This window comes from Rhodococcus sp. 05-2254-6, from assembly GCF_002258565.1.
Taxonomy (GTDB): domain Bacteria; phylum Actinomycetota; class Actinomycetes; order Mycobacteriales; family Mycobacteriaceae; genus Rhodococcoides.
On the sequence record NZ_NOZF01000009.1, the window covers coordinates 53,234 to 77,367 of the forward strand.

At 64.0% G+C, this 24,134-nt stretch carries 25 protein-coding genes; 10 read left to right on the forward strand and 15 right to left on the reverse strand.

The window, feature by feature from the left end; translation table 11 throughout:
- Window positions 1-203 precede the first annotated feature (203 nt).
- Entirely contained in the window at window positions 204-1,469 is a 1,266-nt protein-coding gene (locus CH256_RS01045) for an EAL domain-containing protein (RefSeq protein WP_094638806.1), read from the forward strand.
- A gap of 21 nt (window positions 1,470-1,490) precedes the next feature.
- Here the strand turns inward: CH256_RS01045 and lpdA are convergent, their stop codons facing one another.
- From lpdA to pdhA, 4 genes are read right to left on the reverse strand one after another with little or no spacing between them, the layout of a single operon-like run.
- Window positions 1,491-2,858 (reverse strand): dihydrolipoyl dehydrogenase, encoded by a 1,368-nt coding sequence (gene lpdA, locus CH256_RS01050; RefSeq protein ID WP_094668633.1) that lies wholly within the window; start codon window positions 2,856-2,858, stop codon window positions 1,491-1,493.
- Window positions 2,855-4,135 (reverse strand): dihydrolipoamide acetyltransferase family protein, encoded by a 1,281-nt coding sequence (locus CH256_RS01055; RefSeq protein WP_094668634.1) that lies wholly within the window; start codon window positions 4,133-4,135, stop codon window positions 2,855-2,857. Before CH256_RS01055 ends, lpdA begins: the two co-directional genes overlap by 4 nt.
- The gene (locus CH256_RS01060) at window positions 4,132-5,136 is read right to left on the reverse strand and encodes an alpha-ketoacid dehydrogenase subunit beta (RefSeq protein WP_094668635.1); all 1,005 of its coding nucleotides are present in this window, start codon (window positions 5,134-5,136) and stop codon (window positions 4,132-4,134) included. Before CH256_RS01060 ends, CH256_RS01055 begins: the two co-directional genes overlap by 4 nt.
- A complete protein-coding gene (pdhA, locus tag CH256_RS01065) occupies window positions 5,133-6,248 on the reverse strand; it encodes a pyruvate dehydrogenase (acetyl-transferring) E1 component subunit alpha (RefSeq protein ID WP_094668636.1) in 1,116 nt (371 codons plus the stop codon). The genes CH256_RS01060 and pdhA overlap by 4 nt, the downstream gene beginning before the upstream one ends.
- Window positions 6,249-6,406: 158 nt before the next feature.
- Between pdhA and CH256_RS01070 the strand changes: the two genes are divergently transcribed.
- On the forward strand, window positions 6,407-6,892 hold the full coding sequence (locus CH256_RS01070) for an Lrp/AsnC family transcriptional regulator (protein ID WP_094668637.1): 486 nt from the start codon (window positions 6,407-6,409) through the stop codon (window positions 6,890-6,892).
- 28 nt (window positions 6,893-6,920) lie between these two features.
- On the opposite strand, the gene hppD is transcribed toward CH256_RS01070, so the two are convergent.
- A complete protein-coding gene (hppD, locus tag CH256_RS01075) occupies window positions 6,921-8,126 on the reverse strand; it encodes a 4-hydroxyphenylpyruvate dioxygenase (protein ID WP_068054567.1) in 1,206 nt (401 codons plus the stop codon).
- 207 nt (window positions 8,127-8,333) lie between these two features.
- On the opposite strand from hppD, the gene CH256_RS01080 reads away from it, so the two are divergent.
- The gene (locus CH256_RS01080) at window positions 8,334-8,846 is read left to right on the forward strand and encodes an Lrp/AsnC family transcriptional regulator (RefSeq protein ID WP_068054570.1); all 513 of its coding nucleotides are present in this window, start codon (window positions 8,334-8,336) and stop codon (window positions 8,844-8,846) included.
- Window positions 8,847-8,886: 40 nt separating this feature from the next.
- Here CH256_RS01080 and CH256_RS01085 read toward each other — a convergent pair whose 3' ends face one another.
- The 3 genes from CH256_RS01085 to CH256_RS01095 all read right to left on the reverse strand — a co-directional run bounded on the left by CH256_RS01085 (window position 8,887) and on the right by CH256_RS01095 (window position 12,446).
- A complete protein-coding gene (locus CH256_RS01085; protein ID WP_094668638.1) occupies window positions 8,887-10,266 on the reverse strand; it encodes an SLC13 family permease in 1,380 nt (459 codons plus the stop codon).
- 73 nt (window positions 10,267-10,339) lie between these two features.
- Entirely contained in the window at window positions 10,340-11,221 is an 882-nt protein-coding gene (locus CH256_RS01090) for a hydroxymethylglutaryl-CoA lyase (protein ID WP_094668639.1), read from the reverse strand.
- Between the two features lies 1 nt (window position 11,222).
- On the reverse strand, window positions 11,223-12,446 hold the full coding sequence (locus tag CH256_RS01095) for a CaiB/BaiF CoA transferase family protein (protein ID WP_256989318.1): 1,224 nt from the start codon (window positions 12,444-12,446) through the stop codon (window positions 11,223-11,225).
- A gap of 173 nt (window positions 12,447-12,619) precedes the next feature.
- Between CH256_RS01095 and CH256_RS01100 the strand changes: the two genes are divergently transcribed.
- Both CH256_RS01100 and CH256_RS01105 read left to right on the forward strand, forming a co-directional pair.
- Window positions 12,620-13,159 (forward strand): gamma carbonic anhydrase family protein, encoded by a 540-nt coding sequence (locus CH256_RS01100; RefSeq protein ID WP_094638798.1) that lies wholly within the window; start codon window positions 12,620-12,622, stop codon window positions 13,157-13,159.
- Window positions 13,160-13,253: 94 nt separating this feature from the next.
- Window positions 13,254-13,913 (forward strand): IclR family transcriptional regulator, encoded by a 660-nt coding sequence (locus CH256_RS01105; protein WP_256989319.1) that lies wholly within the window; start codon window positions 13,254-13,256, stop codon window positions 13,911-13,913.
- Between the two features lie 4 nt (window positions 13,914-13,917).
- Here the strand turns inward: CH256_RS01105 and fahA are convergent, their stop codons facing one another.
- The 4 genes from fahA to CH256_RS01125 all read right to left on the reverse strand — a co-directional run bounded on the left by fahA (window position 13,918) and on the right by CH256_RS01125 (window position 17,694).
- A complete protein-coding gene (gene fahA, locus CH256_RS01110) occupies window positions 13,918-15,084 on the reverse strand; it encodes a fumarylacetoacetase (RefSeq protein ID WP_094668641.1) in 1,167 nt (388 codons plus the stop codon).
- Window positions 15,085-15,115: 31 nt separating this feature from the next.
- On the reverse strand, window positions 15,116-15,904 hold the full coding sequence (locus tag CH256_RS01115) for a hypothetical protein (protein WP_094668642.1): 789 nt from the start codon (window positions 15,902-15,904) through the stop codon (window positions 15,116-15,118).
- Window positions 15,901-17,094, reverse strand: a complete 1,194-nt coding sequence (locus CH256_RS01120; protein ID WP_094668643.1) for a homogentisate 1,2-dioxygenase — start codon at window positions 17,092-17,094, stop codon at window positions 15,901-15,903. Before CH256_RS01120 ends, CH256_RS01115 begins: the two co-directional genes overlap by 4 nt.
- Before the next feature lie 72 nt (window positions 17,095-17,166).
- On the reverse strand, window positions 17,167-17,694 hold the full coding sequence (locus CH256_RS01125) for a MarR family winged helix-turn-helix transcriptional regulator (protein WP_037187611.1): 528 nt from the start codon (window positions 17,692-17,694) through the stop codon (window positions 17,167-17,169).
- A 94-nt stretch (window positions 17,695-17,788) separates the two neighbouring features.
- On the opposite strand from CH256_RS01125, the gene CH256_RS01130 reads away from it, so the two are divergent.
- The gene (locus tag CH256_RS01130) at window positions 17,789-17,998 is read left to right on the forward strand and encodes a hypothetical protein (RefSeq protein WP_068054593.1); all 210 of its coding nucleotides are present in this window, start codon (window positions 17,789-17,791) and stop codon (window positions 17,996-17,998) included.
- Here CH256_RS01130 and CH256_RS01135 read toward each other — a convergent pair.
- Window positions 17,970-18,371: a hypothetical protein gene (locus tag CH256_RS01135; RefSeq protein WP_094668644.1), complete on the reverse strand. Its 402-nt coding sequence runs from the start codon at window positions 18,369-18,371 to the stop codon at window positions 17,970-17,972. The genes CH256_RS01130 and CH256_RS01135 overlap by 29 nt on opposite strands.
- 82 nt (window positions 18,372-18,453) lie before the next feature.
- Between CH256_RS01135 and CH256_RS01140 the strand changes: the two genes are divergently transcribed.
- The 4 genes from CH256_RS01140 (at window position 18,454) to CH256_RS01155 (ending at window position 22,787) form a co-directional block, all read left to right on the forward strand.
- Window positions 18,454-19,335, forward strand: a complete 882-nt coding sequence (locus tag CH256_RS01140) for a dioxygenase family protein (protein ID WP_094668645.1) — start codon at window positions 18,454-18,456, stop codon at window positions 19,333-19,335.
- A 247-nt stretch (window positions 19,336-19,582) separates the two neighbouring features.
- A complete protein-coding gene (locus CH256_RS01145) occupies window positions 19,583-20,950 on the forward strand; it encodes a lipase family protein (protein ID WP_094638791.1) in 1,368 nt (455 codons plus the stop codon).
- A 54-nt stretch (window positions 20,951-21,004) separates the two neighbouring features.
- Entirely contained in the window at window positions 21,005-21,646 is a 642-nt protein-coding gene (locus CH256_RS01150; RefSeq protein ID WP_255183181.1) for a TetR/AcrR family transcriptional regulator, read from the forward strand.
- Between the two features lie 31 nt (window positions 21,647-21,677).
- Window positions 21,678-22,787, forward strand: coding sequence for a CaiB/BaiF CoA transferase family protein (locus CH256_RS01155; protein WP_094668646.1), 1,110 nt, complete (start codon window positions 21,678-21,680; stop codon window positions 22,785-22,787).
- On the opposite strand, the gene CH256_RS01160 is transcribed toward CH256_RS01155, so the two are convergent.
- Entirely contained in the window at window positions 22,784-23,515 is a 732-nt protein-coding gene (locus tag CH256_RS01160) for an SIMPL domain-containing protein (RefSeq protein WP_179271954.1), read from the reverse strand. The two genes, CH256_RS01155 and CH256_RS01160, sit on opposite strands and share 4 nt — an antisense overlap.
- Window positions 23,516-23,553: 38 nt before the next feature.
- On the reverse strand, window positions 23,554-24,105 hold the full coding sequence (locus CH256_RS01165) for a YceI family protein (RefSeq protein ID WP_094668647.1): 552 nt from the start codon (window positions 24,103-24,105) through the stop codon (window positions 23,554-23,556).
- Between the last annotated feature and the right edge of the window lie 29 nt (window positions 24,106-24,134).

Genomic DNA, 24,134 nt, shown 5'->3' on the forward strand with positions numbered 1-24,134 from the left:
ACGCGACACCAGGCTGGTTCACGTTACTGAACAACGGGCGGCAATCATTGCCAGGCTGCGAATCGCTTGATAAGAACTAAGCAGACGCCGTCCATCCGCTGTGGCGAAGCCCCGCGTACGGACAACGCGCCCGCGTGCCGCGGCACAGGGAACGAAAGTCTCTGTGTACGTGCAGCGGTGGGACCGAGAACGTGGGGTGAGAATTGGGCGTCGACAGGGGCTTCGACGAGCGTTTCGGCTCACTGACCTCGATCTTTCAGCCGATCGTCGACTCGAGAACCGGGTTGGTCGTCGCGCACGAGGCACTCACCCGGTGGCCGGCGTTTCCGGACACCTCGCCGGAACAGATCTTCGACATCGCTCGCACCATGGGAATGGTCGACGAGTTGGACCGCAGATGCATTGAGTCGGCAGTCACCACAGCGGCACAGTCGACCCCTGCAGACCACGCGCCGCGTACGTTGTTCGTCAACATCGAAGCCGAAGCGATGTCCTCCGAGAACTCGTCGGCCTCGGTCCGCCGCCTCAGCCAGTTGCTCCGCGCAGGCGGCTCCCAGGTTCGGCCGGTTGCGGAATTCCCCGAACGCTCCCTGCTCACCGACCCTGCACGCCTGCTCAGATCGGCGGACCGACTCCGACGTGACGGAGTCACCATCGCTCTCGACGACGTCGGTGCCGACCCCGACTCTCTGGTACTGCTGCCCCTTCTGGCACCGGAAGTGATCAAACTCGACAGATCGTTGCTCGACGACGACCTCCCCGGCGACAAGCTCGCCACCTTGCTCGCCGTGCTCGCATACTCGAGCCGGTTCGAGGTGACACTCATCGCCGAAGGAATCGAAACCGAGAGACAGAAGGACAAGGCCTTGGCGTGGGGTGCCGACTACGGGCAAGGGTTTCATCTCGGCCGTCCCGGCCCCCTCGATGCATCCCCGACCTCCTCCTTTCCTGTGCAGCCACGCCCTCCTGTGACGAGACCGTTGACCGACATTCTCGACGACCGCGCCACCGACACGACGTCGATCTCGCTCCTCACGTCCATCTCCGACCATTTGCTCGACTTCGCGATGACGACCACCGAGACTCTGACGATCGTCGTCGCGTTCCGCGAACCGGAATTGTGCAGCGCAGACATGGCGCGCAAACTGCAGCATCTGGCGCGCCGACACCCGTACGTCAAAGCGCTCGACGCACCGCGCGCACTGTTCACTGCCACCGATGGGGTGCGCCACGCCGACCTGGTTCAACCCTCGGAAAGAATCGGTGCCATCGCCGTCATCGGCCAACGGTTCTACTGCGCCCTGGTCGCCGCCCCGCTCGACCCCGATGCTCCAGCCTCGCCGTCGAACGAGTGGAGGTATTTCTTCAGCACCGATCCGGCCCAGGTCTGCGACTCTGCGCGCACACTGATCGTGCACAGTTCGAGCCCCACCCGACCCGGGCCCGACCTGACATCGGGTCGACCATGACGAAACCTGTTCCGGCAGCGGTCAACTGTGCGCGTGCAGCGGACGTCCCGACAGCGCCATCATCGCCTCACCGAGTGCCTCGTTCTGCGTGGGGTGAGCATGCACGAAACTCCCGACTTCAGATGGCAGTGCTTCCCATGCCACGGCGAGTTGTGCCTCGCCGATCAGCTCGCCCACGCGGTCACCGAGGAGGTGAACACCGACAACCGGGCCGTCGTCACGGGCTCGAATCACTTTGACTCCACCGGCGGTGGACAGGATGCGGCTCTTGCCGTTGCCGCCGAGGTCGTAGACAACGGAGGTCACGGTGCCGTATGTCTGCTCCGCGGCCTTTTCGGTGAGTCCCACCGACGCGACCTCCGGGTGTGAATAGGTCACGCGCGGAACGAGATCGCCGTCGATGCGTGCCGGTGCCAGGCCGGCGATGTGTTCGGCGACGAAGATGCCTTGCTGAACTCCGCGGTGAGCCAACTGATACCCCGCCACGATGTCGCCGACGGCATAGACGCCGTCCACGGTGGTGAGGAGGTTGTCGTCGACGGTTACGAAGCCGCGTTCGGTGGCGATGCCCTGCTCAGCCAGACCGAGACCGTCGGTGCGGGGTCCACGTCCGACGGACACCAGGACGAGGTCGGCCGAGAGGGTGTCCCCGGACGACAGTGACACAGAGACTGCGTCGGGAGATTCGGTGACGGACTCGACCTTGGTGCCGGTACGAATGTCGATGCCGCGCTTACGTAATGCCTTGGTCAACTGCTTCGAGGACCATTCGTCTTCACCGGGAACGATGCGATCGAGCGCCTCGACGACGGTGACCTTCGCGCCGAACGATGCCCAGATACTGGCGAACTCGATACCGATCACACCGCCGCCGAGCACGACGACCGACTCCGGAACCCGATCCAGGGACAATGCCCCGTCACTCGTGAGCACGCGCGGCCCCAGTTCGATACCGGGGATGGTGCGTGAATACGAGCCGGTGGCGAGAACCAGCGAGCCCCCGGTGATGCGTCGACCCTCCACCTCGACGGTACGAGGACCGACCACCTGTCCACGACCGGACACGATTTCGATACCCGGACGCTTCAGCAATCCCTGCAGACCTGCGTACAGGCCGGCGACGACGCTGCGCTGATAGCCCAGTGCCGCGGGCATGTCCACACCAGTGAACGATGCGGTGACGCCGACATGCGCCGAGCCGCGCACCGCGTCGGCAACCTCGGCGGTGTACAACAGGGCCTTGGTGGGGATGCATCCGCGATGCAGACAGGTGCCACCGAGCTTGTCTTCCTCGACCAGCGCGACCGTCAGTCCGAGTTGCTCGGCCCGCAGGGCGCACGAATAGCCGCCCGACCCTCCACCAAGAATGAGAACGTCCACGTCGCTCATCGGACGGATCCCAATGCCACGACGGGGTTCTCGACAAAATCGGCAACGGTGCGCAGGAACCCGCCGGCCACTCCGCCGTCGCACACGCGGTGATCGAACGCCAACGACAACTGCGCGACCTTGAGGACGGCCAATTGGCCGTCGACCACCCAGGGACGGTCGATGATGCGGCCGATGCCCAGGATCGCGGCCTCGGGGTGGTTGATGATCGCGGCCGAGCCGTCGACCCCGAACACTCCGTAGTTGTTGAGGGTGAACGTTCCGCCGCTCAGCCGAGCTGCGGGCAGTGAGCCGGTTCGCGCGAGTTCGGTCAACTCGGCCAACCGCTCGGAGAGTTCCTTCAGATCGGCCTTGTCGGCCTGCGGCACAACGGGAACCATCAGTCCACGGTCGGTCTGCGCGGCGATGCCGAGTCCGACGTTCTCGTAACGCAGGATCTCGCCTGCAGCGGTGTCGACCGTGCTGTTGAGCTCCGGGAACTTGGCCAGCGCGATCATTGTGAGTTTGGCGAGGACCGCCAGCAGCGTCACCTTGACGCCGTCTATGGAGGCATCGAGGTCGCGTCGGGCCTGCATCAGAGCCGTCGCGTCGACGTCGACCCACACCGTGGCCTCGGGAATCTCCGCACGACTGCGAGAGAGCTTGTCTGCGATTGTCTTACGAATCCCGGTGATCGGGATTCGAGTGACTCCCTCGGCACTCGGAGTGCTCGAGGTCAGTGCCCGTTCCACATCCGCGCGGGTGATAACTCCATGACTGCCGGCGACATCGATAGACGCCAGATCCAGCCCACCCTGCAACGCCATGCTGCGAACGATCGGGGAGAGCACCTTCGGCGCATGTGAGTGGAAACTCGTAGCCTGGGTCGAGTTTCCGCTCACCTGCGGCGCAGCCGCTCTCTGCTGCGGCGGAGCCGCACTCCGCTTGCGACGACCGGTCGGGCCGTGTCCTGTGCCGTAGCCGATGAGCACATTGCCCGAGCCGGCGCGTTCTTCCTCGCGGTACCGCTCATGGGCGGCAGGCGTATCGGAAATAGCACCGCCGGTGATGCTGATCAGCGGAGCACCGACGGCGAGTGACGTGCCCTCGGCCGCATGCAGTTCACCGACGACACCCTCGAACGGGCAGGGCACCTCGACGGAGGCTTTCGCCGTCTCTACTTCGACGACCACCTGATCGATGGTGACGGTGTCGCCGGGCTTGACCTTCCACTCGACGATCTCGGCCTCGGTCAGTCCTTCCCCGAGGTCGGGGAGCAGAAACACCTGCATGCTCATACCGTGACCGCCTTGCTCAGGTCGGGGGCGTCGTTCCACTGCAGTCGGTCCATCGCGTCGAGCACACGGTCAGCGGACGGCAGGTGGAAGTGCTCCAGTTTCGGTGCGGGGTAGGGGATGTCGAGACCGGTGACCCGCAGTACCGGAGCGTGCAGGTGATGGAAGCAACGCTCGGATACCCGCGACGCGATCTCTGCGGCGACACCGGAGAATCCCTGCGCTTCTTGGATCACGATGCAGCGTCCGGTCTTACGTACCGAGGCCGCGACGGTCTCGTCGTCGAACGGATTGAGCGATCGCAGATCGATCACTTCGACGCTCCGGCCGTCCTCGGCTGCGAACTCCGCGGCCTGCATGGCCACCGACACGGTGGCGCCGTAGGCGAGAAGAGTGACGTCGGTACCGGCACGGCGGACGACGGCGGTGCCGATCGGCTCGGTCTTGGTCAATTCGATGTCGTCCTTGGAGAAGTACAGCCGCTTCGGCTCGAGGAAGATCACCGGGTCCGGATCGGCGATGGCGTCGCGCATGAGCGAGTACGCGTCGGCGACAGTGGACGGCGAGACGACCTTCAGGCCCGGGGTGTGGGCGTAGTAGGCCTCGGACGAGTCGCAGTGATGCTCGACGCCGCCGATACCGCCGGCGAACGGGATGCGTATGACCATCGGCGCGGTGAGTGAGCCACGAGTTCTGTTGCGCAGCTTGGCCACATGAGACACGATCTGCTCGAAGGCCGGGTAGGCAAAGGCGTCGAATTGCATCTCGACGACGGGCTTGTAACCCGACATCGCCATTCCGATTGCAAATCCGACGATACCCGACTCGGCGAGCGGGGTGTCGAAGCAGCGGTCGTCGCCGAAGTCGCGGGTCAGTCCGTCGGTGACGCGGAAGACGCCGCCGAGTGTGCCGACGTCCTCGCCGAACACGACGACCTTCTCGTCCTCGGTCAACGCGTCGCGCAGGGCGGCGTTCAGTGCTCCGGCCATGGTCATCGTGGTCATGACAGTTCTCCTGCAGCGATTTCGGCGGCAACCTGATCGCGTTGTTCGATCAGGGCGGGTGTGGGGGAGGAGTAGACGAACCGGAACAGATCCTTGGGGTCGACTTCCTGCTCGACGTTCATGCCGGCGCGAAGCGCAGCGGCGTCGGCGTCGGCCGATACCGTCATCTGCTCGCGCAGCTCGTCGGTGAGTAGCCCCTGGCCTTCGAGGTAGGAATCGAGGCGCGAGAGCGGATCTCGGGCCAGCCACCCTTCGACCTCGTCGGCCTTGCGGTAGCGCGTGGCATCGTCGGCGTTGGTGTGCGCGTCCATGCGGTAGGTGTGCGCCTCGACGACCACCGGCCCCTTGCCTGCTCTGACGTACTTCACGGCCTCGTCCATCACGGCCATCATGGCAATCGGGTCGTTGCCATCGACCTGCTCGCTGCCGATTCCGTAGCCGACTCCCTTGTGCGACAACGACGGAGCCGCACTCTGACGTGCCAGCGGAACGCTGATCGCGAAGCCGTTGTTCTGCACCAGAAAGATGACCGGGGCCCGGAACACCGCGGCGAAGTTGAGGGCCTCGTGGAAGTCGCCCTCGCTGGTGGCTCCGTCTCCACAGAACGCGAGGGCGATGGTGTCGCGACCCTGCTTGGCCTCGGCATACGCGAATCCGGTCGCGTGGAGCAATTGTGTTGCCAGTGGGGTGCATTGGGGAGCGACCTTGTAGGCGGTCGGATCGTAGCCGCAGTGCCAGTAGCCGGCGAGCATACCGAGCAACTCCACCTGGTCGACGCCTCGCGCCGCGAGAGCCATCGAGTCACGGTACGTGGGGAACATCCAGTCCTGCTCGCCCAGGCAGAGGGCTGCGGCGATCTGGCAGGCCTCCTGTCCGCGCGAGGACGGGTAGACCGCGAGACGGCCCTGCTTGGTCAAAGCTGTTGCCTGCTGGTCGAATCGGCGACCGTGCACCATCGAGCGGTACATCTCGAGCAGGCGCTCGTTGGACGGGTGTGCGTAGCGGGCGGCACTGTCCACGCCCGTCCCGTCCGGCGCGAGATACTGCACGGGACGGTCGGCGGGCATGAACTGTTGGTAGGACGTTGCCGCTACCTTCTCGACGGTCGTCATGACGCACTCTCCTGAAATCGGCTTGTACGGCGATTCTGGCCGATTTTGTGATGAACAAGCCCGAAGGTCGTAGAATTGCAGACATATGGCCGCCGATCGCCGCGCGAAACCAGAATCTGTCCGATCGGCGCAACAAACCACGAGGTAGGAGCGGACGAATGGACGACGTTTCGAGGCGTGTGGAGTTGGACGACACGGATCGTCGCATCCTCGCCGAGCTCACCGCAGACGGCCGGGTCTCGATGCGGGTACTGGCCGATCGTTTGAATCTCTCGCGGGCACATACCTATACGCGGGTGGACAGACTCAAGGATTCCGGTGTCATCGAACGGTTCACCGTGCAGGTGGATCACGCGGCGTCCGGGCTCGGAACCTCGGCGTTCATCGCGTTGTCCATCCGTCAGGATTCGTGGCGGACCGTGTCGGAGGGGCTGAGGGCGATGGAATTCGTCGACCATTTCAGCTTGCTCGGGGGGGATTTCGACGTATTGGTACTCATCAGGACTCCCGACAACGAGAGCCTGCGGCTGGTGGTGCTCGAGGGCCTGCAATCGCTCGACGGCGTTCGGGCGACCCGCACATGGCTGATCTTCGACGAGGACCGAGGCGGTCTGGGACGCACGACGCCGCCCACCGAACGCTGACAGTGGGCGGCGTCGAACAGATCACGAGTCAGAAGTTTCCGCGCGCGTCCTGCTCCCGCTCGATGGCCTCGAACAGTGCCTTGAAGTTACCGATGCCGAAGCCGAGTGAGCCGTGGCGTTCGATCAGCTCGAAGAATACCGTCGGGCGATCGACCAGTGGCTTGGTGAAGATCTGCAGCAGATACCCGTCCTCGTCACGGTCGACGAGAATGCCGCGCTTCTGCAGCTCTTCGATCGGTACCCGGACGTTGCCGATACGGGCCCGCAGTTCCGGGTCCTCGTAGTACGAATCGGGTGTGGCGAGAAATTCGACGCCCGCTGCGCGGAGGGCATCGACCGAGGACAGGATGTCGTTGGTCGCGAGCGCCAGATGCTGTGCTCCGGGGCCTCGGTAGAAGTCCAGGTACTCGTCGATCTGTGAACGCTTCTTGGCGATGGCCGGCTCGTTCAGTGGGAACTTCACGCGGTGATTGCCGTTGGAGACGACCTTGCTCATCAGCGCCGAGTAATCGGTGGCGATATCGGCCCCGACGAACTCGGCCATGTTCGTGAAACCCATGACGCGGTGGTAGAAGTCGACCCACTCGTCCATCTTGCCGAGCTCGACATTGCCGACCACGTGATCGAGGGCCTGGAAGATGCGCTTGGGAGCGCCTTCCGGTCGCTGCAACGTCGACGTTCGCGGTACATAGCCCGGGAGGTAGGTGCCCGTATAGCGGGAGCGGTCCACCAACGTGTGCCGGGTGTCGCCGTAGGTCGCGATGGCCGCGGTGCGGACTGTGCCGTGCTCGTCGGAGATGTCGGTCGGCTCTTGCAGTACCCGAGCGCCCTGGGCCCGCGCATGTTCGATGCATCGATCCACATCCGGTACGGCCAGCGCGATGTCGACGACGCCGTCACCGTGGCGGGTGTGGTGGGCGACCAGATCGCTGTCCGGATCGACGGCTCCCTTGATGACGAAACGCACTGCGCCGGACTTGAGCACGTACGCGTGGTGGTCACGTTGGCCCGTTGTCGGGCCCGAGTAGGCAACGAGCTCCATGCCGAACGCGGACTGGAAGAAGTGTGCGGTCTGCGTCGCGTTGCCGACGACCCACACGATGGCGTCCCAGCCGCTGACCGGAAAGGGATCTTTCTTGTCGTCGTACTCGACAAGGCCGACGAGCTGTCGAAGCTGATCTGCATCGAGATCGGCCAATCTTTCGTCGTCATTGAGGATGCTGTCGAGGCTCATGAAGGCTCCCTGGTTGGTGTGATGGCTCGGGCGCGGCGACGAGGGGATCGGCCGCCTTCGGTTCGAGCTGAGCGAACTGTCCTGATGACTCAAACATTGCCGGTGAGAGGTGTCAATCGACCGACCTTCTGCTATCTGAGCTGTACAGATGGGCCAGGAGAATGCGCGGCGTGCTATACAATTCGTACAGAAAACTGGAGGTGCGCGATGGAATCCACATTGGACGAGTTGGACCGGGCGATGCTCGCTGCGCTGCATGACAATTCGAGGATCGGCGTGCTCGAGCTGTCGCGGACGCTCGGCGTTGCGCGTGCCACTGTGTCGGCCCGTCTGCAGCGACTGGAGGACACCGGTGTCATCAGGGGGTATCAACCTCGAATCGGCTTGGCTGCAGCAGGTTACGGCGTTCAGGCGTTCGTGACGTTGGAGATCGCCCAGGGCGCTCTCGGTGACGTCGTCGCTGTTCTGGAGCAAATACCCGGGGTGTTGGAAGCATTCGCAACGACCGGTGCCGGCGACGTACTGTGCCGGGTCGCGGCCGCCTCGCACGACGATCTGCAGCGAACTCTGATCGTGCTCAACCAGTCTCGTACGATCGCACGGTCCACCAGTGTGGTCGTGCTCTCGGAACTGGTCGAGTTTCGAGCGATGCCGTTGCTGAACACCGCCGAGGCCGAGAGAACGCCGAAGGCCCCTGCTTATCGACGAACGCGCGACTGAGCACGTCCGCGTCGAGGCAGGGGCCGAAGAGGCTCTCGAATCAGGTCATCGAAGGCCCGACCACCGTCAGCAACCATACGGTCGGCGGAGCGAGGAGAACGACGAGTCCGCAGTAACCCAACATCTTTCGCTGGAATCGGGCTTTGTCGTCCACTCGTGCCTCGGCCAGGACCATCACGCCGTTGGTGGAGAACGGGCTCACGTCCACCACCGTCGCCGAGAATGCAATGGCAGCAACGAATCCGATGGCTCCCAGCTCGCCGGCGGCGAGCATGGGTGCAGCGAGTGGGAGGGCGATACCGATGGTGCCGATCGACGATCCGAACGCCGAGATGATGGCCACCGCGTAGCACAGGATGAGTGCCGTCAGCAGTGGTGATCCCAGGGCGGAGGCGGCGTCGCCGAGGAATCCCAGCGTACCGTTCTGGGTCATGACCGCCATGTACGTCTGAACACCGCATACCAGAACCACGGCAGGCCAGGCGATGTTGTCGACCACCTTCGGATGAGTCTTCGGTGCCAGCAGCAACAACACGACCGACACGCAGATCGCGCTGACGCCGATGTCGACGCCCAAGGTCACGGACAGCAGAACCAGGGCGGCAATACCGAGAAGCGTGAGTACGCGCACTCGAGTCAGGGGAACGGCTTGATCGGGAACCGTTGTGACCGAGGCTGCTTCGATCGGATCGGCTTCGACTTGCACGGCGGTGCCGCCACCGCTGCCCTCGGGCAACCCGGTGTTGCCCGGACGCGGTCCTGACGGCACCGGCAGCCCGCCCTCCTGGTCGCGGAGATCCTGGACATCGAACGCACGCGTGCGGTCTTTGATCAGGTCGCGGCCGAGAACGAGGAAGAGCACCAGTGCGATCAGCGTGTTGAGAACGAACGGGATGAGGAACAGCGCGAGCGGATGTGAGCCCACACCGGTGGAGTCCATCAAGCCGTTGACGAAAGCGCCGTAGAGGTTGATCGGGGAGAAGCAGCAGGCGAGCGCGCCATGGCTGACGACCATGCCCATCAGGAAGGGATTGATGTTGTTGCGCTTGGCCAGCGGCATCGCGATCGGTGCCAGCATGCCGACGGCGAGCACGGATCCGAGGGCCATCAACAGGCCGGACAGCAGGAACATCATCCACAGGATGGCCCAGCGCCGTCCGCCCACGAGCCGGAGGGATCGATCGATGACGACGTCGATGGTTCCGTTGGCTTTGGCGATGGCGAACAACAAGGTGATGCCACCGACGATGATGAAGGTGCTACCTGGGAATGCGTCGATGATGTCTTCGATAGGTATGCCGGATATCGCGCCACCGATGAGGAAGGCGCCGGCGAAGGCCAGTAGGCCCATGTTGATGGGAGTGATCGTCGCGACCGTGAAGATTGCGATGAGGGCGATGATCGAGATTGCGTAGACCATGGCTGGCCTTTCGGACGGAGGATGAGGTTGTGCCGTAGGGGAATCGGCGATGCGCGGACCGGAGCCCGCCTGATCAGAGAGCGGAAGCAGAAGTGGGGAGAGGGAGAGCGCGATCGACCACTGAACGAGCGAGATCGGCAGCGGCGGCCAGAGCAGCCGTGTCGATACCGGTGTCGATTCCGGCGCGATGGAACCTGTCGACGAGCTGCTCGGTGGCCAGGTTTCCGTGCGCGCCCGGGGCGAAGGGGCAACCGCCGTAACCGGCGAGCGCGCTGTCGAAGTGCTCGATCTCGAGGTCGAGCACTGCACGTACCGCTGTCTCGAGGGCCTGGTCGTGGGCGTTGTGCAGGTGCAGGCTGATCATCAACTCCGGCAACGCCTTTCGGACGGCGTCGGCTCCGGCCAGTACCTGATCCGTGGTCGCGATGCCGAGGGTATCCGCGAGACCGAGGCTCGATACGCCGATGTCGGCCATACGCGTGCAGACCTCGACGAGCCGTGCGGGCGTGATGATGCCATCGAACGGGCACACGAAAGCGGTACTGACTCCCCCGATGAACGTCCGATCCGGATGCGCCGCGACTGCACGATGCAGATCCTGCAGAGCGTCCTCGGACGACCGTCCGGCATTCGCGCGGCTGTGGCCCTCACTGGCGGAGGTGACGACCTGGATCACATCGATGTCGGTCTCGGCGGCCCGGTGCACTCCCCGTCCGTTCAATGTCAATGCGGTGTAACGGATATCGGATCGGCGCGGTGCACGCGCGACGACCTCTTCGGCGTCGGCCATCTGTGGCACTCGGGTGGGAGAGACGAACGAGGCGATCTCGACGGTCGTGATGCCCGACGCGAGGGTGGCGTCGAGTACGGCGAGTTTGTCCTCCGTGGGGACGATGCACTTCTCGTCCTGCAATCCGTCGCGGAGATAAACGTCGGTGATGTGTACGCGAGGCATGTCAGATCACCTTCCTGGCGCGGAGATCGTCGAGCTGCTCCTCGGTGAGTCCGAGCATGCGGCCGAGAACATCGTCCGTGTGCTCGCCGAGGTCCGGTCCGGCCCACTTCACGGCGGTGGGTTCGTCGCCGAAGCGTGGAACCACTCCGGGAAAGCGCACTTCCTCGGTACTGCCCTGTTCCACAGAGACTTTCAGAGGTTGGACCATCCCGCGTGAAACGAAGTGTTCGTCCTCGGCGATCTGAGCTGCGTCGAACACTTCTCCGACGGGTATACCGGCGGCACCGAGTTCGTCGACGACAACAGCTGTCGGCCTTGCCGACGTCCAGTCGGAGATGGCTCCGTCGAGTTCGGCCTCGCGCGCAAATCGTTTGTCGCCGTTCGCCAGTTCCGGGTCGGCGGCCAGGTCTGCTCGGCCCACCGCAGTCATGAGCCGTCCGAACACACTACTCGAGTTCCCGGCGATCATGACGCTGCCATCCTGGGACGGATAGATGCCGCTGGGGACCACGCCGGGAAGATTGCCCGCTGTGCGCTGGCGAACCGTGCCGTATGCGTCGTAGTCCGGGACCAGCGATTCCATGGCCATGAACACCGCCTCGTACAGTGCGACGTCGGCAACCTTGGGCCGGGAATGATCTCCGCTTCGTTCGCGAGCCAGGAGCATCACGAGAGCGCCGACGGCACCGTGCAATCCGGCCAGTACGTCGCCGATGGGTGCTGCTGGCCGAACGGGCTCGCGATCCGCGTGGCCGGTGACGTGGCGCAATCCGCCGAATGCTTCTGCTACCCCGCCGAATCCGGCCCGGTCTCGATGCGGACCGGTTTGGCCGTAGCCCGAGATACGGACCATGACCACGTCGGGATTGGCTTCCTGTAGTCGGTCGGGTCCCAGTCCCCACCGCTCGAGGGTGCCGGGCCGGAAGTTCTCCACGACGACATCGGCGGTCTCGACCAACTTCAGCGCGAGATCGCGGCCTTCGTCGGTACGCAGATCGAGAGTCACCGAATGCTTGTTGCGAGCAATGGTTCGAAACATCATGGAGGTGTCTCCACGGCTTCGACGCCAGCCGCGAAGTTCGTCGCCGACGCCGGGGCGCTCGATCTTGATGACGTCGGCACCGAAGTCGGCGAAAAGGCGACTCGCGAAGGGTGCAGCGATGAAATTGCCCAGCTCGATCACACGGATTCCGTGCAAAGGGCCGTTCTCAGTGGTGATGGACACCGGTGGTCACTCCCTGCAGTACGTAGTAAGTCAGAGTGAAGATGCCAATTATCATTATTTGATAAAGGTATTATCTCCTGGTAGGAATGACCATAGTGTGCTGGCTCACGTATGACAACCACTGTGATGTGGATTTCTCAGATATTCGTGCCGCTGGAAGGAAACAGGAACTCATGACCGACAAGAACCCAGGGTCGATGCTGCTCGCGCTCGAGTGCGGATCTCCTACCGTCGACGCATCCGCGTGGCTCGCCCCCACCGCGACGCTCGTCGGCCGAGTGAATCTCGGTCCGGACAGCAGTGTCTGGTACCAGGCCGTTCTACGGGCCGACTCGGAGGAGATCACAATCGGTGGTGGGTCCAACATTCAGGACGGTGTTGTCGCACATGTGGATCCGGGCTTCCCGCTTACGATCGGACGCAACGTGAGTGTGGGACACAATGCCGTCTTGCACGGTTGCACCGTCGGCGACGGAACCTTGGTCGGCATGGCTGCCGTCATCATGAACGGTGCCGTGGTGGGAGAGGACTGTCTCGTTGCCGCAGGTGCACTGGTGACGGAAGGTGCACAGATCCCGCCGAGATCATTGGTCGCCGGTGTCCCTGCCAAGGTTCGGCGGGAACTGACCGACGAGGAGGTGGAGCACTGCACAGCCAACGCGCTCACCTACCGCGATCTGGCCGGCGTCCATCGTGGCGCTCGGCCCTGCTGACAGCGTCACGGACCGGTCCGACACCTATGCTGCGTAAGCAGTGTCGGCCATGTAGCCGATGCTGTACGGGAATCGAAAACGGAGGTCGACAGCAGTGACGGACGGTAGCGCCGACACCACTACCGGGGTGCTGGCCCGGGCCGCGGCGATTCTCAATGCCGTCGAGGCATGTCCGCGAACCACCGGTGACCTCGCCAAAATACTGGGCCTGTCTGCATCGACGGTCTATCGACTGGTCGGCGAGATGGTGCGGTACTCGATGCTCCGCCGGGACAACGACGGTCTTCTTCATCCCGGTGACCGCTTCGGCACCTCCACTCTCAGCGGGCTCGCGGTACCGATTCTCAGGCGCCTGCGGCAAGAGACCGGAGAATCCGCCCAGCTGTGGGTATTGCGGGGATCGCATCGGTTGTGCCTGGTCTCCGAGGATTCCCAGCACGAACTCCGCGCGTCGTTGCCGGTGGGGGCGCTACTTCCGCTCGGAGCGGGGTCGGCCGGTCACGTGTTGGCCGGCGATCTCGACGCCGACTCCGAGAGCCGCGAACTCGGGTGGTGGGAATCTGTATCCGAGCGAACCCCGGGACTGACCTCGGTGAGCGCCCCGGTTCGCCGAGACCAGCGCATCGTGGCCGCCGTCTGCGTCGCGGGACCGATCGAGAGGGTGTCGACCTCGGCCGGCGTGTTGTGGGGGCAGGCCGTGCGCGACGCAGCACTCGAAATCGAGCAGTCCCTCATCGTGCGCTCGGACTGGTAGCTGTTCAGGCCGGCTTGATGCGACCCCGGACATCACCGAATCCGATGCGAGATCCGTTGGGTCCAGGCGCACTCGCGGCGATGACAACCTCGTCACCGTCCTCGAGGAAGGTTCGGTTCTCTGATCCGAGGGTCACGGGTTCTGCTCCACCCCAGGTCAATTCGATGAACGCGCCGCGCTGATTCTTCTCCGGTCCCGAGATGGTGCCCGAGGCGAACAGATCGCCGGTTCGCGATGTCGCACCGTTGACGGTCTCGTGTGCGAGCATCTGAGCGGGCGACCAGTACATTGCACTGTAGGGCGGGTGCGAGACGACATGCCCGTTCCACACGACGGTCAAGTCGATATCGAGAGCCCAGGAACGAGATTCGCGGAGGTACTCGAGCGGCTCGGGGTCTTGCACCGGCGTCGAGGTTCGTGCCTGCTCCAATGCGAGCAACGGGACGACCCAGGGCGAGATGGACGTCGCGAAGCTCTTGCCGAGGTTCGGCCCCAGCGGAACATACTCCCAGGCCTGGATGTCGCGCGCCGACCAGTCGTTGACGATGACGGCTCCGAACACGTGGTCCGAGAACCGATCCGGCGATATTGGCCCGTCGGACGGAACGCCGACGACGAAGCCCATCTCGGCCTCGATGTCCAGTCGCCGACTCGGACCGAAGGTGGGCGACGCCTCGTCGGGTGCCTTGCGTTGGCCGCGAGGCCTGGTGATGTCGGTGCCGGAGACGACGACCGTGCCGGCCCGACCGTGGTACGCCACGGGCAGGTGCTTCCAATTCGGTAGCAGCGGTTCGGCGTCGGGGCGAAAGAGCCGGCCGAGGTTGGCTGCGTGATGCTCGGAGGCGTAGAAGTCCACGTAGTCGGCCACATCGAACGGAAGGTGCATCGTCACGTCGGAAACGGGCACGATTGCTTCCGCGGGGGTCGTGCCACCGGTGAGCATGTCGGTGACCGACGAGCGGACCTCCGCCCACCGACCGCGTCCGCGAGCCATGAATGCGTTCAGGCTCGTCGACACGAAGTCTGCGTCACCCAGAGCTGCATACAGGTCGATCACGTTGTCGCCGTAGCGGACTCCGACACGGGAATCCGTGCCCGGAGTGCTGAACATGCCGTAAGGGAGGTTGTCGATTCCGAACTCGGAATCGGCGGGAATGTCGATGTGCGTCATGGGCGGCGCTCCTGATGTACGGGGATGGGGTTCACAGAGGTGGGACGAGTCCGAGTCGGACGAGATCGTCCAGGGGTTCACGAATGCTGCAGGTGCCGAAGGAGGCAAAGGCGCGTTGGCCCTCGATCCCGGCGACGAGCCCGGCGAGGACGTCTGCGTCTCGAATCGCCAGTATCTTCTCGAGCTCACCGACTCGTGCGCCGCTGTGTGCGGCCTGCGCGGCGAGGAGCACGTTGAGGAAACCGTGCTGCTCGAATCCGTTGTGGGGATCGGTGTTACGGGCGGCATGGTGCAGACCCGCGGTGGCCTTGAAGTGGACCTCGCGCTGGGCCGCCCGGTAGATGGACGCGGCGAGCTCGTGTTCGTCCGGATACTGGTCGGCCGTGACGCCGCCGGTCCGGAACTTGGCGCGATACCCGAACTCGTCGACGGCGTCGAAGATGTCGTCTTTTCGGGAGTCTCGGGGAATCTCGACATAGATGTCGATGTCCTGGGTGATGCCGCGCAGCTCATCGATGTCGGTGCCGTGGGGCATGGCCACTTCGATGGACACGACCGTCACGCCGGCCGTGCGGTCGGCGGCGCGCAGGCCTGCCGCCACACTTCCCGGCCCGGCGGGTGCGGTCAACGCCACCTCCATCCGAGCACCCAGATCCAGCTCGTTCACCCGGTCCATCGGAACGACCAACGGGCCGACGAGGTCTGCGAACGCACTGGCCCGGTGCTCGAGATGTTGTGCCACAGCAACATCGAGCGGCGCATTGCCGGGAGGGAAGGCGGCGGCGTCGTCGCACAGGCGACGGAAGAGCGGAGGGATCATCGGTTCGGCCCCCGGCCTGCCCACGTCCACGCATAGCCGGTGTCCTCGCACGCGAGCGCACCCTCGCCGAGTTCGAGGGGGCGGAACGTATCGACCATGACGGCCAGCTCGTCGAAGAATTCGGCACCGATACTACGTTCGTAGGCACCGGGTTGCGGCCCATGAGCGTGACCGCCCGGATGTACCGAGATCGAGCCTTGCCCGATGCCCGAGCCCTTGCGGGCTTCGTAGTCGCCGCCGACGTAGAACATGATCTCGTCGGAGTCCACGTTGGAGTGGTAGTACGGCACCGGAATTGCCAACGGGTGGTAGTCGACCTTGCGTGGCACGAAATTGCAGATCACGAAATTGGCCCCCTCGAATGCCTGATGCGCAGGCGGTGGTTGATGAACCCGGCCGGTGATCGGTTCGTAGTCCGAGATGTTGAACGTGTACGGATACAGGCAACCGTCCCATCCCACCACGTCGAACGGGTGGTTGGGGTAGACGTATCGGGTTCCGACGATGCCCGTCGAACCACGATGTTTGACAAGCACTTCGACGTCGCTGCCGTCGGCCAGTAGGGGCTCGGTGGGGCCGCGGAGATCGCGTTCGCAGTAGGGAGCGTTCTCGAGCAGTTGGCCGTACTTGGACAGAAAGCGCTTGGGCGGTGCAATGTGACTGTTGGCCTCGATGGCGTAAGCGCGCAGGGTGCCGTCGGGAATCCAGCGGTGCGTCGTGGCACGCGGAATGAGCACGTAGTCGCCTTGCCGCGCCTCGAGGGTTCCGAACACGGTTTCGACGGTGGCTGAACCGGATTCGATGTAGACCATCTCGTCGCCGATCGAATTGCGATACAGCGGTGAGGTTTTCGATGCTACGACGTAGGAGAGTCGGACATCGGCGTTGCCGAGGACGAGCCGGCGACCGGTGACGACGTCGGTGTCGCCGACGACAGAGTCCGGAAACAGCTCGTGCAACTTCAAGTGCCGCGGCTTCAGTGGGTGATTCGGGGTCGTTGTCTGGTCGGGCAGATCCCAGACCGTGGCATCGACGATGGCCGACGGAATGTGGCGGTGATAGAGCAGAGACGAGTCCGAGGAGAAGCCCTCCTCGCCCATCAGCTCCTCGAAGTAGAGGTTGCCGTCGGGGGTTCGGTGCTGGGTGTGCCGCTTCGGCGGTACCGATCCGAGCTGCCGGTAATGGGCCACGTCATCGCTCCTGTGTTGTGTTCACCACTTGTAGTAAACACATTAACTAGTTTTGCGTGATCTACGCAACCCTCAGTTGCGTCCCCGGACGTCGAATTGGCTGCGGTGGGTGATGAGTTTGGTCAACAGCATCACCAGGATCCGCTGCTCGGGTTCGGTGAGCGCGCTGGCCCACGCGTTCTCCCGTTCGTTCTGTTCGGCGAACGCCTCGACCATCTCGTCGTGCCCCTGAGCGGTGAGGGCGAGGCGCACCGAACGCCCGTCCTTCTCGTCGGGAGTACTGGCGAGCAGTCCGCCGGCGATGAGGGTCTTGGACAGGTTGGATACGGCCGCGCGGCTCATACCCGTCAGCTCGGCCGCCCGCTTGGGCTCGATCGGGCCCGACAACCACGTGACGAACATCAGCCGGAACGACGACCACGACCAGCCTCGCGGGCGATGAACCGTCGCTTCGAGGTCGTAGGTGACGATGTTCGACGCCCGGTTCAGGGTCAGTAGTACCTCGGTGGCCAGCTGGTGCTCGAACCCGTAGTCCCGGGCCAGCGTGGTGTTGGCGGTCTCGATGAACGACCAGAAATCGGGCTCGGGTGAATCGGTCACAGATTCACTGTAGCCATGAACTCATCTGATCAACACCTTTATTATTTCCGTACGCGCGATTCGTGTCTCATCCCGCAGGGGCCATGATGGACCCATGAGCTCGAAGAACCTGTTCGGTGGCCCACGGACCCTGCTGATCGTGGCAGCAGTGGTCATCGTGATCGCACTCGTCGCTGCCGCCGCAACGCTGATCGTCCGTGCCGTCCTCGGACCGCCCGAGGGCGAGAACAAGTTCGAGATTCAGGGCTACTCCGTCGTGCAGGTAGATCCCCAGGTCAACGGCCTCGTGCTCGCCACACGCTAGCCGACTCCGCGCCGACCCGCGGGTCGTGAGTCTGCTGAAAATTGCGGCCACCGCGCGCGAAGGTCTGCAGCGTCCCCGCGGGAACCTCGCGCTCGGGAACGGGTTCGCTCGTCCACTGGCAGTCCCGCACGAAGATCATGTTCGACGCCACCGCGTCGGCGCTGCGATCTTCACGTAGAGGACCGGAAATTCGCCCGAGAAAGAACTCGCCACGCTCGGTGCGCGTCCAGACGAAAGACTCGTCCGGAACCTGCTCGAAGCGCTCGACGCGTCGTAGCGAGCGTTCGTCGTCGGCCGCCATCCCACACAGTCCGTAGGTGAGGGCGCGTTCGACACCGTTCGGCATGGGAGCGCGATAGACGGCATCCGACATGCACTCGAGCCTAGCCATGCTGGCCGCAGGGCCCAATCGGTGCTAAGTTGAAGATTCAACCTAAGCATTCGAGGGACCCGCCATGACATCCGTGATCAACCCGCCCGTCGCCGGTGCAGCGTTCGATGCATTTCTCGCCGATACCGCACCCGCGAGCAGGTCACAGGAACTGTGGACTCCGAGCGACGGTCCGATGCCCGCCCTGTACATCAGCCACGGCGCACCCCCGGTCTTCGACGACGCACTCTGGATGGACCAGCTGTTCACCTGGTCGCAGTCGATGCCCAAGCCCAAGGCGATCCTCATCGTCAGCGCGCACTGGGAAGAGGCCCCGCTGAGCTTGTCCGCATCGGCGGCTGCGCCCCCTCTGGTCTACGACTTCGGCGGTTTCGCCCAGCGCTACTTCTCGATGGAATACCGGACGCCCGACGCGGAGGCTTTGGCCGCACGGGTGGCCGCGGCACTCCCGGCGTCGGAGAACCTGCACCGCCACAGCTCCCGCGGCCTCGATCACGGTGCCTGGGTTCCGCTCAAGGTCATGTACCCGTACGCCGACGTCCCCGTTCTCCAGTTGAGCCTGCCGACGCATGCTCCCGACCGGCTGATGGCCATCGGCGCAGCGCTCAAAGAATTGCGCGCGGAGGGTGTGCTGGTCATCGGTTCCGGATTCATGACGCACGGACTGCCGTTTCTCTCGCGGGAGAACTTCGCTACCAACACCGTGCCGACGTGGTCGGAGGACTTCGATCTCTGGGCGGCCGACGCGTTGGCGCGTGGTGACGTCAACACACTTGCGGACTTCCGGAGCGCTGCACCGGGAATGCCGTATGCGCACCCGACCGTCGAACATTTCACGCCTCTGTTCGTCACGCTCGGTGCCGCGGAGAACCCGGAAGCGCCGGTGACCACAGCCATCACCGGCTTTCAATTCGGCTTGGCGAAGCGGTCGTTCGCGGTCGCCTGACCAGGAGAGGCGATCGGTTGAAGCTGGAATCGGCTCACTTCTGAGTCTTTTTCGATTCGGGGATTGTTATCCACGCCACTTCGCTCTACAGTTCTGAGCACCATCTCGGACATCGGTGTCCAAGATTGTCGGATGCGCTGTACGAACCGTCGCCGGGCGCGCCTCCTGTGGATCCCGTCCTCCGGCGCGAAGGAGTACACCCGTGTCTTCTGCCCGATCTTGGACGCTGCGTACAGCGATCAGCGTGATGACCGCCGCAGCGGCTTTCGCCGCCATGACGACGCCCGCTGCTGCTGCACCCGATTCGCCTGAGGTGGAAATTCAGCCGCCTCTGGCACCGTTCACGTGGCCGAAGATTCCGGAATTCGACACCGACTTCTACCTCCCTCCTGCCGACGTGGTGGCCGCGGCGGCCCCGGGCCAGATCATCGCCGCACGACCCGTCGAGCTGGCTACTCTCAACGTCATCCCCACGCAGGTCGACGCGTGGCAGCTGTCGTTTCGGTCGAACAACGGTCGCGACGAGCCGATAGCGGCGGTGACGACGGTCATGAAGCCACGTGGCGCGTCCGCCGCACCGCGCCCGTTGATCTCCATCCAATTGGCCGAGGATTCTCTCGCCGCCTACTGCGCGCCCTCGTACGCGATGCGAGCGGGCGCAATTCCGTGGCCGGTCACGGGTGCGGTCACGTCGGGTGCTCAATTCCTCGAGGTGCAGGCAGCGTTGGCGCAGGGCTGGGCGGTGTCGGTTCCCGATCATCAAGGGCCGAACAACTCGTTCGCCGCAGGGCCGGTGGCCGGTCGGATCACACTCGACGGCATCCGAGCGGCCGAGAACTTCGCGCCTATGCAGTTGGCGGGGGAGGCCACCAAGGTAGGGATGAGCGGTTACTCGGGCGGCGCGATAGCCACCGGACATGCGGCCGAACTGGCCGGCAGCTATGCCCCCGAGCTCGACATCGTCGGAGTCACCGAGGGCGGGACCCCCGCCGAGCTCGGGGCACTGGTCGACAACGCCAACAACACCCTGGGCTCGGGCATCGTCGCGGCCGGCATCATCGGTGCCAGTCGTGAGGATCCCGAGCTGGCGCGATTCATCGACGAACACATCGATCCGGTCGGCAGGACACTGTTCGCGGCCAAGGACAATCTCTGTGTCGGATACACCTCTGCACTACTGCCGTTTCTCAATCTCAAAGGATTCCTCCGTACCGAAGGCGACCCGATCCAACAACCGGTGGTGAAAAAGGCGCTGTCCGCGATGCGGCTCGGCGACACCACTCCCAACATGCCGCTCTACGTCTACCACTCGAACCCGGACTGGCTGGTGCCGATAGGACCGGTCAATGCGATGGTCGATTCGTACTGCAGCCGTCCGGGTGCCGATGTCACCTACACTCGCGATCATTTCAGTGAGCACATCACTCTGGAGTTGATCGCCTTTCCGAGCGCGGTGTTGTGGATGCGCGACCGCTTTGCCGGTATTCCGGTGGAACCGGGTTGCCGAACGAACGATGTCGGTTCGATGGCACTCGACACGAATGCACACCCGCTCTTCGTCGATGCGGTAGGCGAGATAATTGCCGGACTGTTCGGTAAGCCGATCGGGGCGTGAAAAGACCGATCGGCGCACGGCGGGCGACGGAGTCACCGGCGGTAGACTCCGCCGGTGACTGTCGCCGACGATAAGGGCCGCATGTACGCCGGACAATCGTCCGCCGCGCGAAAAGCCGATCGCCGCGCACGGTTCTTGCACGCCGGGATCGAGGTCATCGGGGTACGTGGCTATGCAGCCACCTCGGTAGCGGATATCTGCACTGCTGCCGGTCTGGCGCGCAGTCAGTTCTACAGCGAATTTGCCAACCGTGAGGCACTGCTCATCGACGTGTACGACCTGATCCAGGACGATGCGCTGGCGGCAGTCGTGGCAGCGCTCGACGGACACATCGATCGAGATCGCCGCGCGCTCGTCGCCGCTGCGATGACGGCCTTGGTCGGATCGATCGGAGGTGACCCGCGACGGGCGCGAATTTCCTATCTGGAGATGCTGGGCGTCAGCGACGCCGTCGAACAGCACCGGACACGCCGTCGTGCACAGTGGGTTGATTTCTTCGAGAACACGCTACGTTCCGAAATCGGTTCCGACTTCGTTCCGCCAGGTGGATATCATTTGGCCGCAACGGCATTCCTCGGTGCGCTCACCGAGATCGTCTCCGACTGGTCCCGCACCGACCCTCCCCGCCCGCCCATCGAGCGCATAGTGGAGACGATGGTCGCCGTGCTCGGAGCCTTTGTTCCGGACCTGAACTGAACTGCAGCCTGCCGCGCAATACAGTGGACCGATGACAGATGCCACCGGTCCGCTCGCAGGACTTGTCGTCGCGGATTTCTCTCGCGTACTCGCAGGCCCGTACGCGACGATGATGCTCGGCGACATGGGCGCCGAGGTCATCAAGATCGAAAGGCCCGGGATCGGTGACGACACCCGATCGTGGGGACCACCGTACGACTCTGCCGGTACGGCAACGTATTTCAACTCGGTCAATCGCAACAAGACGTCGAGGTTCATCGACCTGCAATCCGAGGGCGGCGTAGCCGAGGCGCGGGAGATCGTTTCGGGCGCAGACATTCTGATCGAGAACTTCCGAGCCGGTGCAATGGACCGGCTCGGACTGGGCTACTCGGATCTGGCTCGAACAAATCCCGGTCTGATCTACTGTTCGATCACCGGCTTCGGCACCGGTGGAGGCTCCGCCCTGCCCGGATACGATCTGGTGGTGCAGGCCGTCGGCGGTCTGATGAGCGTCACCGGCCCCGATTCCTCGACGCCCACCAAAGTGGGAGTGGCGATGGTCGACATCGTCACCGGACTGCACGCACTCAGCGGAATCCTTGCGGCACTGCATCATCGATCGAGCACCGGTGCGGGTCAGCAGGTGCATACCTCACTGATGGCGTCGGTATTGTCCGCGTTGAGCAACCAGTCCTCGGCTTATCTCGGGGCAGGCGTCGTACCGCGGCCGATGGGCAACAAGCACCCATCGCTCGTACCGTACGAGGTGTTCGAGACCGCAGACCGTCCGCTCGCGTTGGCAGTGGGCAACGACCGGCAATTCTCGGAGCTTGCGGAGGTGCTGGCTATGCCGAAACTGGCTGCAGACGAGCGCTTCTCGTCCAACTCTGCTCGCGTCGAACATCGAGATCAGTTGGTCGACATCCTGAACTCGGCTTTGCGATCACGTACAGCCGACGAATGGTACCGAGAACTGATGGCCCGCAACGTCCCCGCGGGGCCGGTCAATTCGATCGACGAGGCCTTCGCCTTCGCGGAGTCGCTCGGGCTCGAACCGCGAGTCCAGGTTCCGGGAGCAGCGGCCGAGGGCGTCCGCAATCCTCTGGATTTCTCGGCAACCCCGGTGAACTACCGCCTGCCACCGCCGGCCGGGACCTAGTTCAACGCCCACTTCACCGACACGGACACGCTGACGGTCTGTTGTCCCGGCTCGATGGGCACTGCCGTGTCGAACGAAGTGGCGGACTCGCCGAACGACCTCGGCTGCTCCTGGCCGGTGATCGACTCCGTGATCGACAGAACGTCCCCGAGTTCTCCGCCTGCGAGTGACGCGTACTGCTCGGCGCGATCGCGGGCGTCGGCGAACGCCCTGGACCGGGCATCGGCGATCAGCTCGGAATCGTCGTCGATCTTGAAGGAGACCCCGGAGATGCGGGTCGCGTTTCCGCCGGCCGACGTGGCGTCGCCCAGGACTGCAGATGCCTTCGACAGGTCGCGAACCGTCACCTGCAGGGTGTTGGTGGCCTGATAACCGGAAATCGCCGAGGTGCCGCCCGGCAGTGCGCCGGAGTACTGCGGATCGATCGACACCTGTTGAGTCTGGATGTCCTCGCGGGCGACACCGGCCGCGACAACCGCGTCCGTGACGTCACTCACGGCCGCGTTCGCCTGTTCGATGGCGGCGGTGACGTCCTCGGCCGTGGCCTGGACGCCGATCTGGGTCGTCAACGTGTCCGGCGCACCTTGCACTTCTCCGACGCCGTTGACGTTCACTCCGGGAGGTCCATCGGCAGACGAGGTCGCTGGACTGCTGCAGCCCGCGGTCAACGCCACAGCCAGCGTTACGGCCGACACGCACGATCCGAACATCCATCGATTTCGACTCATCGCCGTAGTGTCCACCATGACAGGCGAATTGGAAAGACTCAGGGCTTGCGATACTCGGCGTCGAACGTCACGGTGACCTCATCCACTACTTTCATGGCTCCGAACATCTGTGAATACGGAGTGATCTTGTAATCCGATTGACGCACAACAGTTTCCGAAACGAGATGCCACCGATCTCCGAGGTCGGTGACGTTCACATCCACGATGACCTCCCTCGAAACGCCGTGGATCTCCGTCATGCCGGTCAGTCGAAATCCGGCGTCGACGGCGGTGATGTCGGTCGATCGGAATGTGATCGACGGGTATCGGCCGGCGTCGAAGCTCTTGAGCGCGTTGGCTTTCGCTACTATCTTCTCCGGTCCGATCAAGGGCGTCAGTCCACCCTCGCCGTCGATCACATCGATCGATCCCACCTCGGCGTCCAGGGTGACCGCGGTGGGTGCGTCCCCGGACCACTCGACGGTGGCGGTCCAGGAGGTCACCGCAATCGTGAGGCGATGCCCCATCTTGGATGCCTTTCCGGTGACATCCGTCCGGACAGCCAACTGTCCGCCGTGCGATGCGTCGAGCGTCCAGGTCTCGGTACTCATACCCCGACTGTATCGGTCCTGCAGAACCG

What these genes read in the sequence shown, in the direction of transcription:
- lpdA (WP_094668633.1), bottom strand. Translation starts at nt 2,858, where the DNA reads ATGAGCGACGTGGACGTTCTCATTCTTGGTGGAGGGTCGGGCGGCTAT.
- CH256_RS01055 (WP_094668634.1), bottom strand. Translation starts at nt 4,135, where the DNA reads ATGAGCATGCAGGTGTTTCTGCTCCCCGACCTCGGGGAAGGACTGACC.
- CH256_RS01060 (WP_094668635.1), bottom strand. Translation starts at nt 5,136, where the DNA reads ATGACCACGATGACCATGGCCGGAGCACTGAACGCCGCCCTGCGCGAC.
- pdhA (WP_094668636.1), bottom strand. Translation starts at nt 6,248, where the DNA reads ATGACGACCGTCGAGAAGGTAGCGGCAACGTCCTACCAACAGTTCATG.
- CH256_RS01070 (WP_094668637.1), top strand. Translation starts at nt 6,407, where the DNA reads ATGGACGACGTTTCGAGGCGTGTGGAGTTGGACGACACGGATCGTCGC.
- hppD (WP_068054567.1), bottom strand. Translation starts at nt 8,126, where the DNA reads ATGAGCCTCGACAGCATCCTCAATGACGACGAAAGATTGGCCGATCTC.
- CH256_RS01080 (WP_068054570.1), top strand. Translation starts at nt 8,334, where the DNA reads ATGGAATCCACATTGGACGAGTTGGACCGGGCGATGCTCGCTGCGCTG.
- CH256_RS01085 (WP_094668638.1), bottom strand. Translation starts at nt 10,266, where the DNA reads ATGGTCTACGCAATCTCGATCATCGCCCTCATCGCAATCTTCACGGTC.
- CH256_RS01090 (WP_094668639.1), bottom strand. Translation starts at nt 11,221, where the DNA reads ATGCCTCGCGTACACATCACCGACGTTTATCTCCGCGACGGATTGCAG.
- CH256_RS01100 (WP_094638798.1), top strand. Translation starts at nt 12,620, where the DNA reads ATGACCGACAAGAACCCAGGGTCGATGCTGCTCGCGCTCGAGTGCGGA.
- fahA (WP_094668641.1), bottom strand. Translation starts at nt 15,084, where the DNA reads ATGACGCACATCGACATTCCCGCCGATTCCGAGTTCGGAATCGACAAC.
- CH256_RS01115 (WP_094668642.1), bottom strand. Translation starts at nt 15,904, where the DNA reads ATGATCCCTCCGCTCTTCCGTCGCCTGTGCGACGACGCCGCCGCCTTC.
- CH256_RS01130 (WP_068054593.1), top strand. Translation starts at nt 17,789, where the DNA reads ATGAGCTCGAAGAACCTGTTCGGTGGCCCACGGACCCTGCTGATCGTG.
- CH256_RS01135 (WP_094668644.1), bottom strand. Translation starts at nt 18,371, where the DNA reads ATGTCGGATGCCGTCTATCGCGCTCCCATGCCGAACGGTGTCGAACGC.
- CH256_RS01140 (WP_094668645.1), top strand. Translation starts at nt 18,454, where the DNA reads ATGACATCCGTGATCAACCCGCCCGTCGCCGGTGCAGCGTTCGATGCA.
- CH256_RS01145 (WP_094638791.1), top strand. Translation starts at nt 19,583, where the DNA reads ATGACCGCCGCAGCGGCTTTCGCCGCCATGACGACGCCCGCTGCTGCT.
- CH256_RS01155 (WP_094668646.1), top strand. Translation starts at nt 21,678, where the DNA reads ATGACAGATGCCACCGGTCCGCTCGCAGGACTTGTCGTCGCGGATTTC.
- CH256_RS01160 (WP_179271954.1), bottom strand. Translation starts at nt 23,515, where the DNA reads ATGAGTCGAAATCGATGGATGTTCGGATCGTGCGTGTCGGCCGTAACG.
- CH256_RS01165 (WP_094668647.1), bottom strand. Translation starts at nt 24,105, where the DNA reads ATGAGTACCGAGACCTGGACGCTCGACGCATCGCACGGCGGACAGTTG.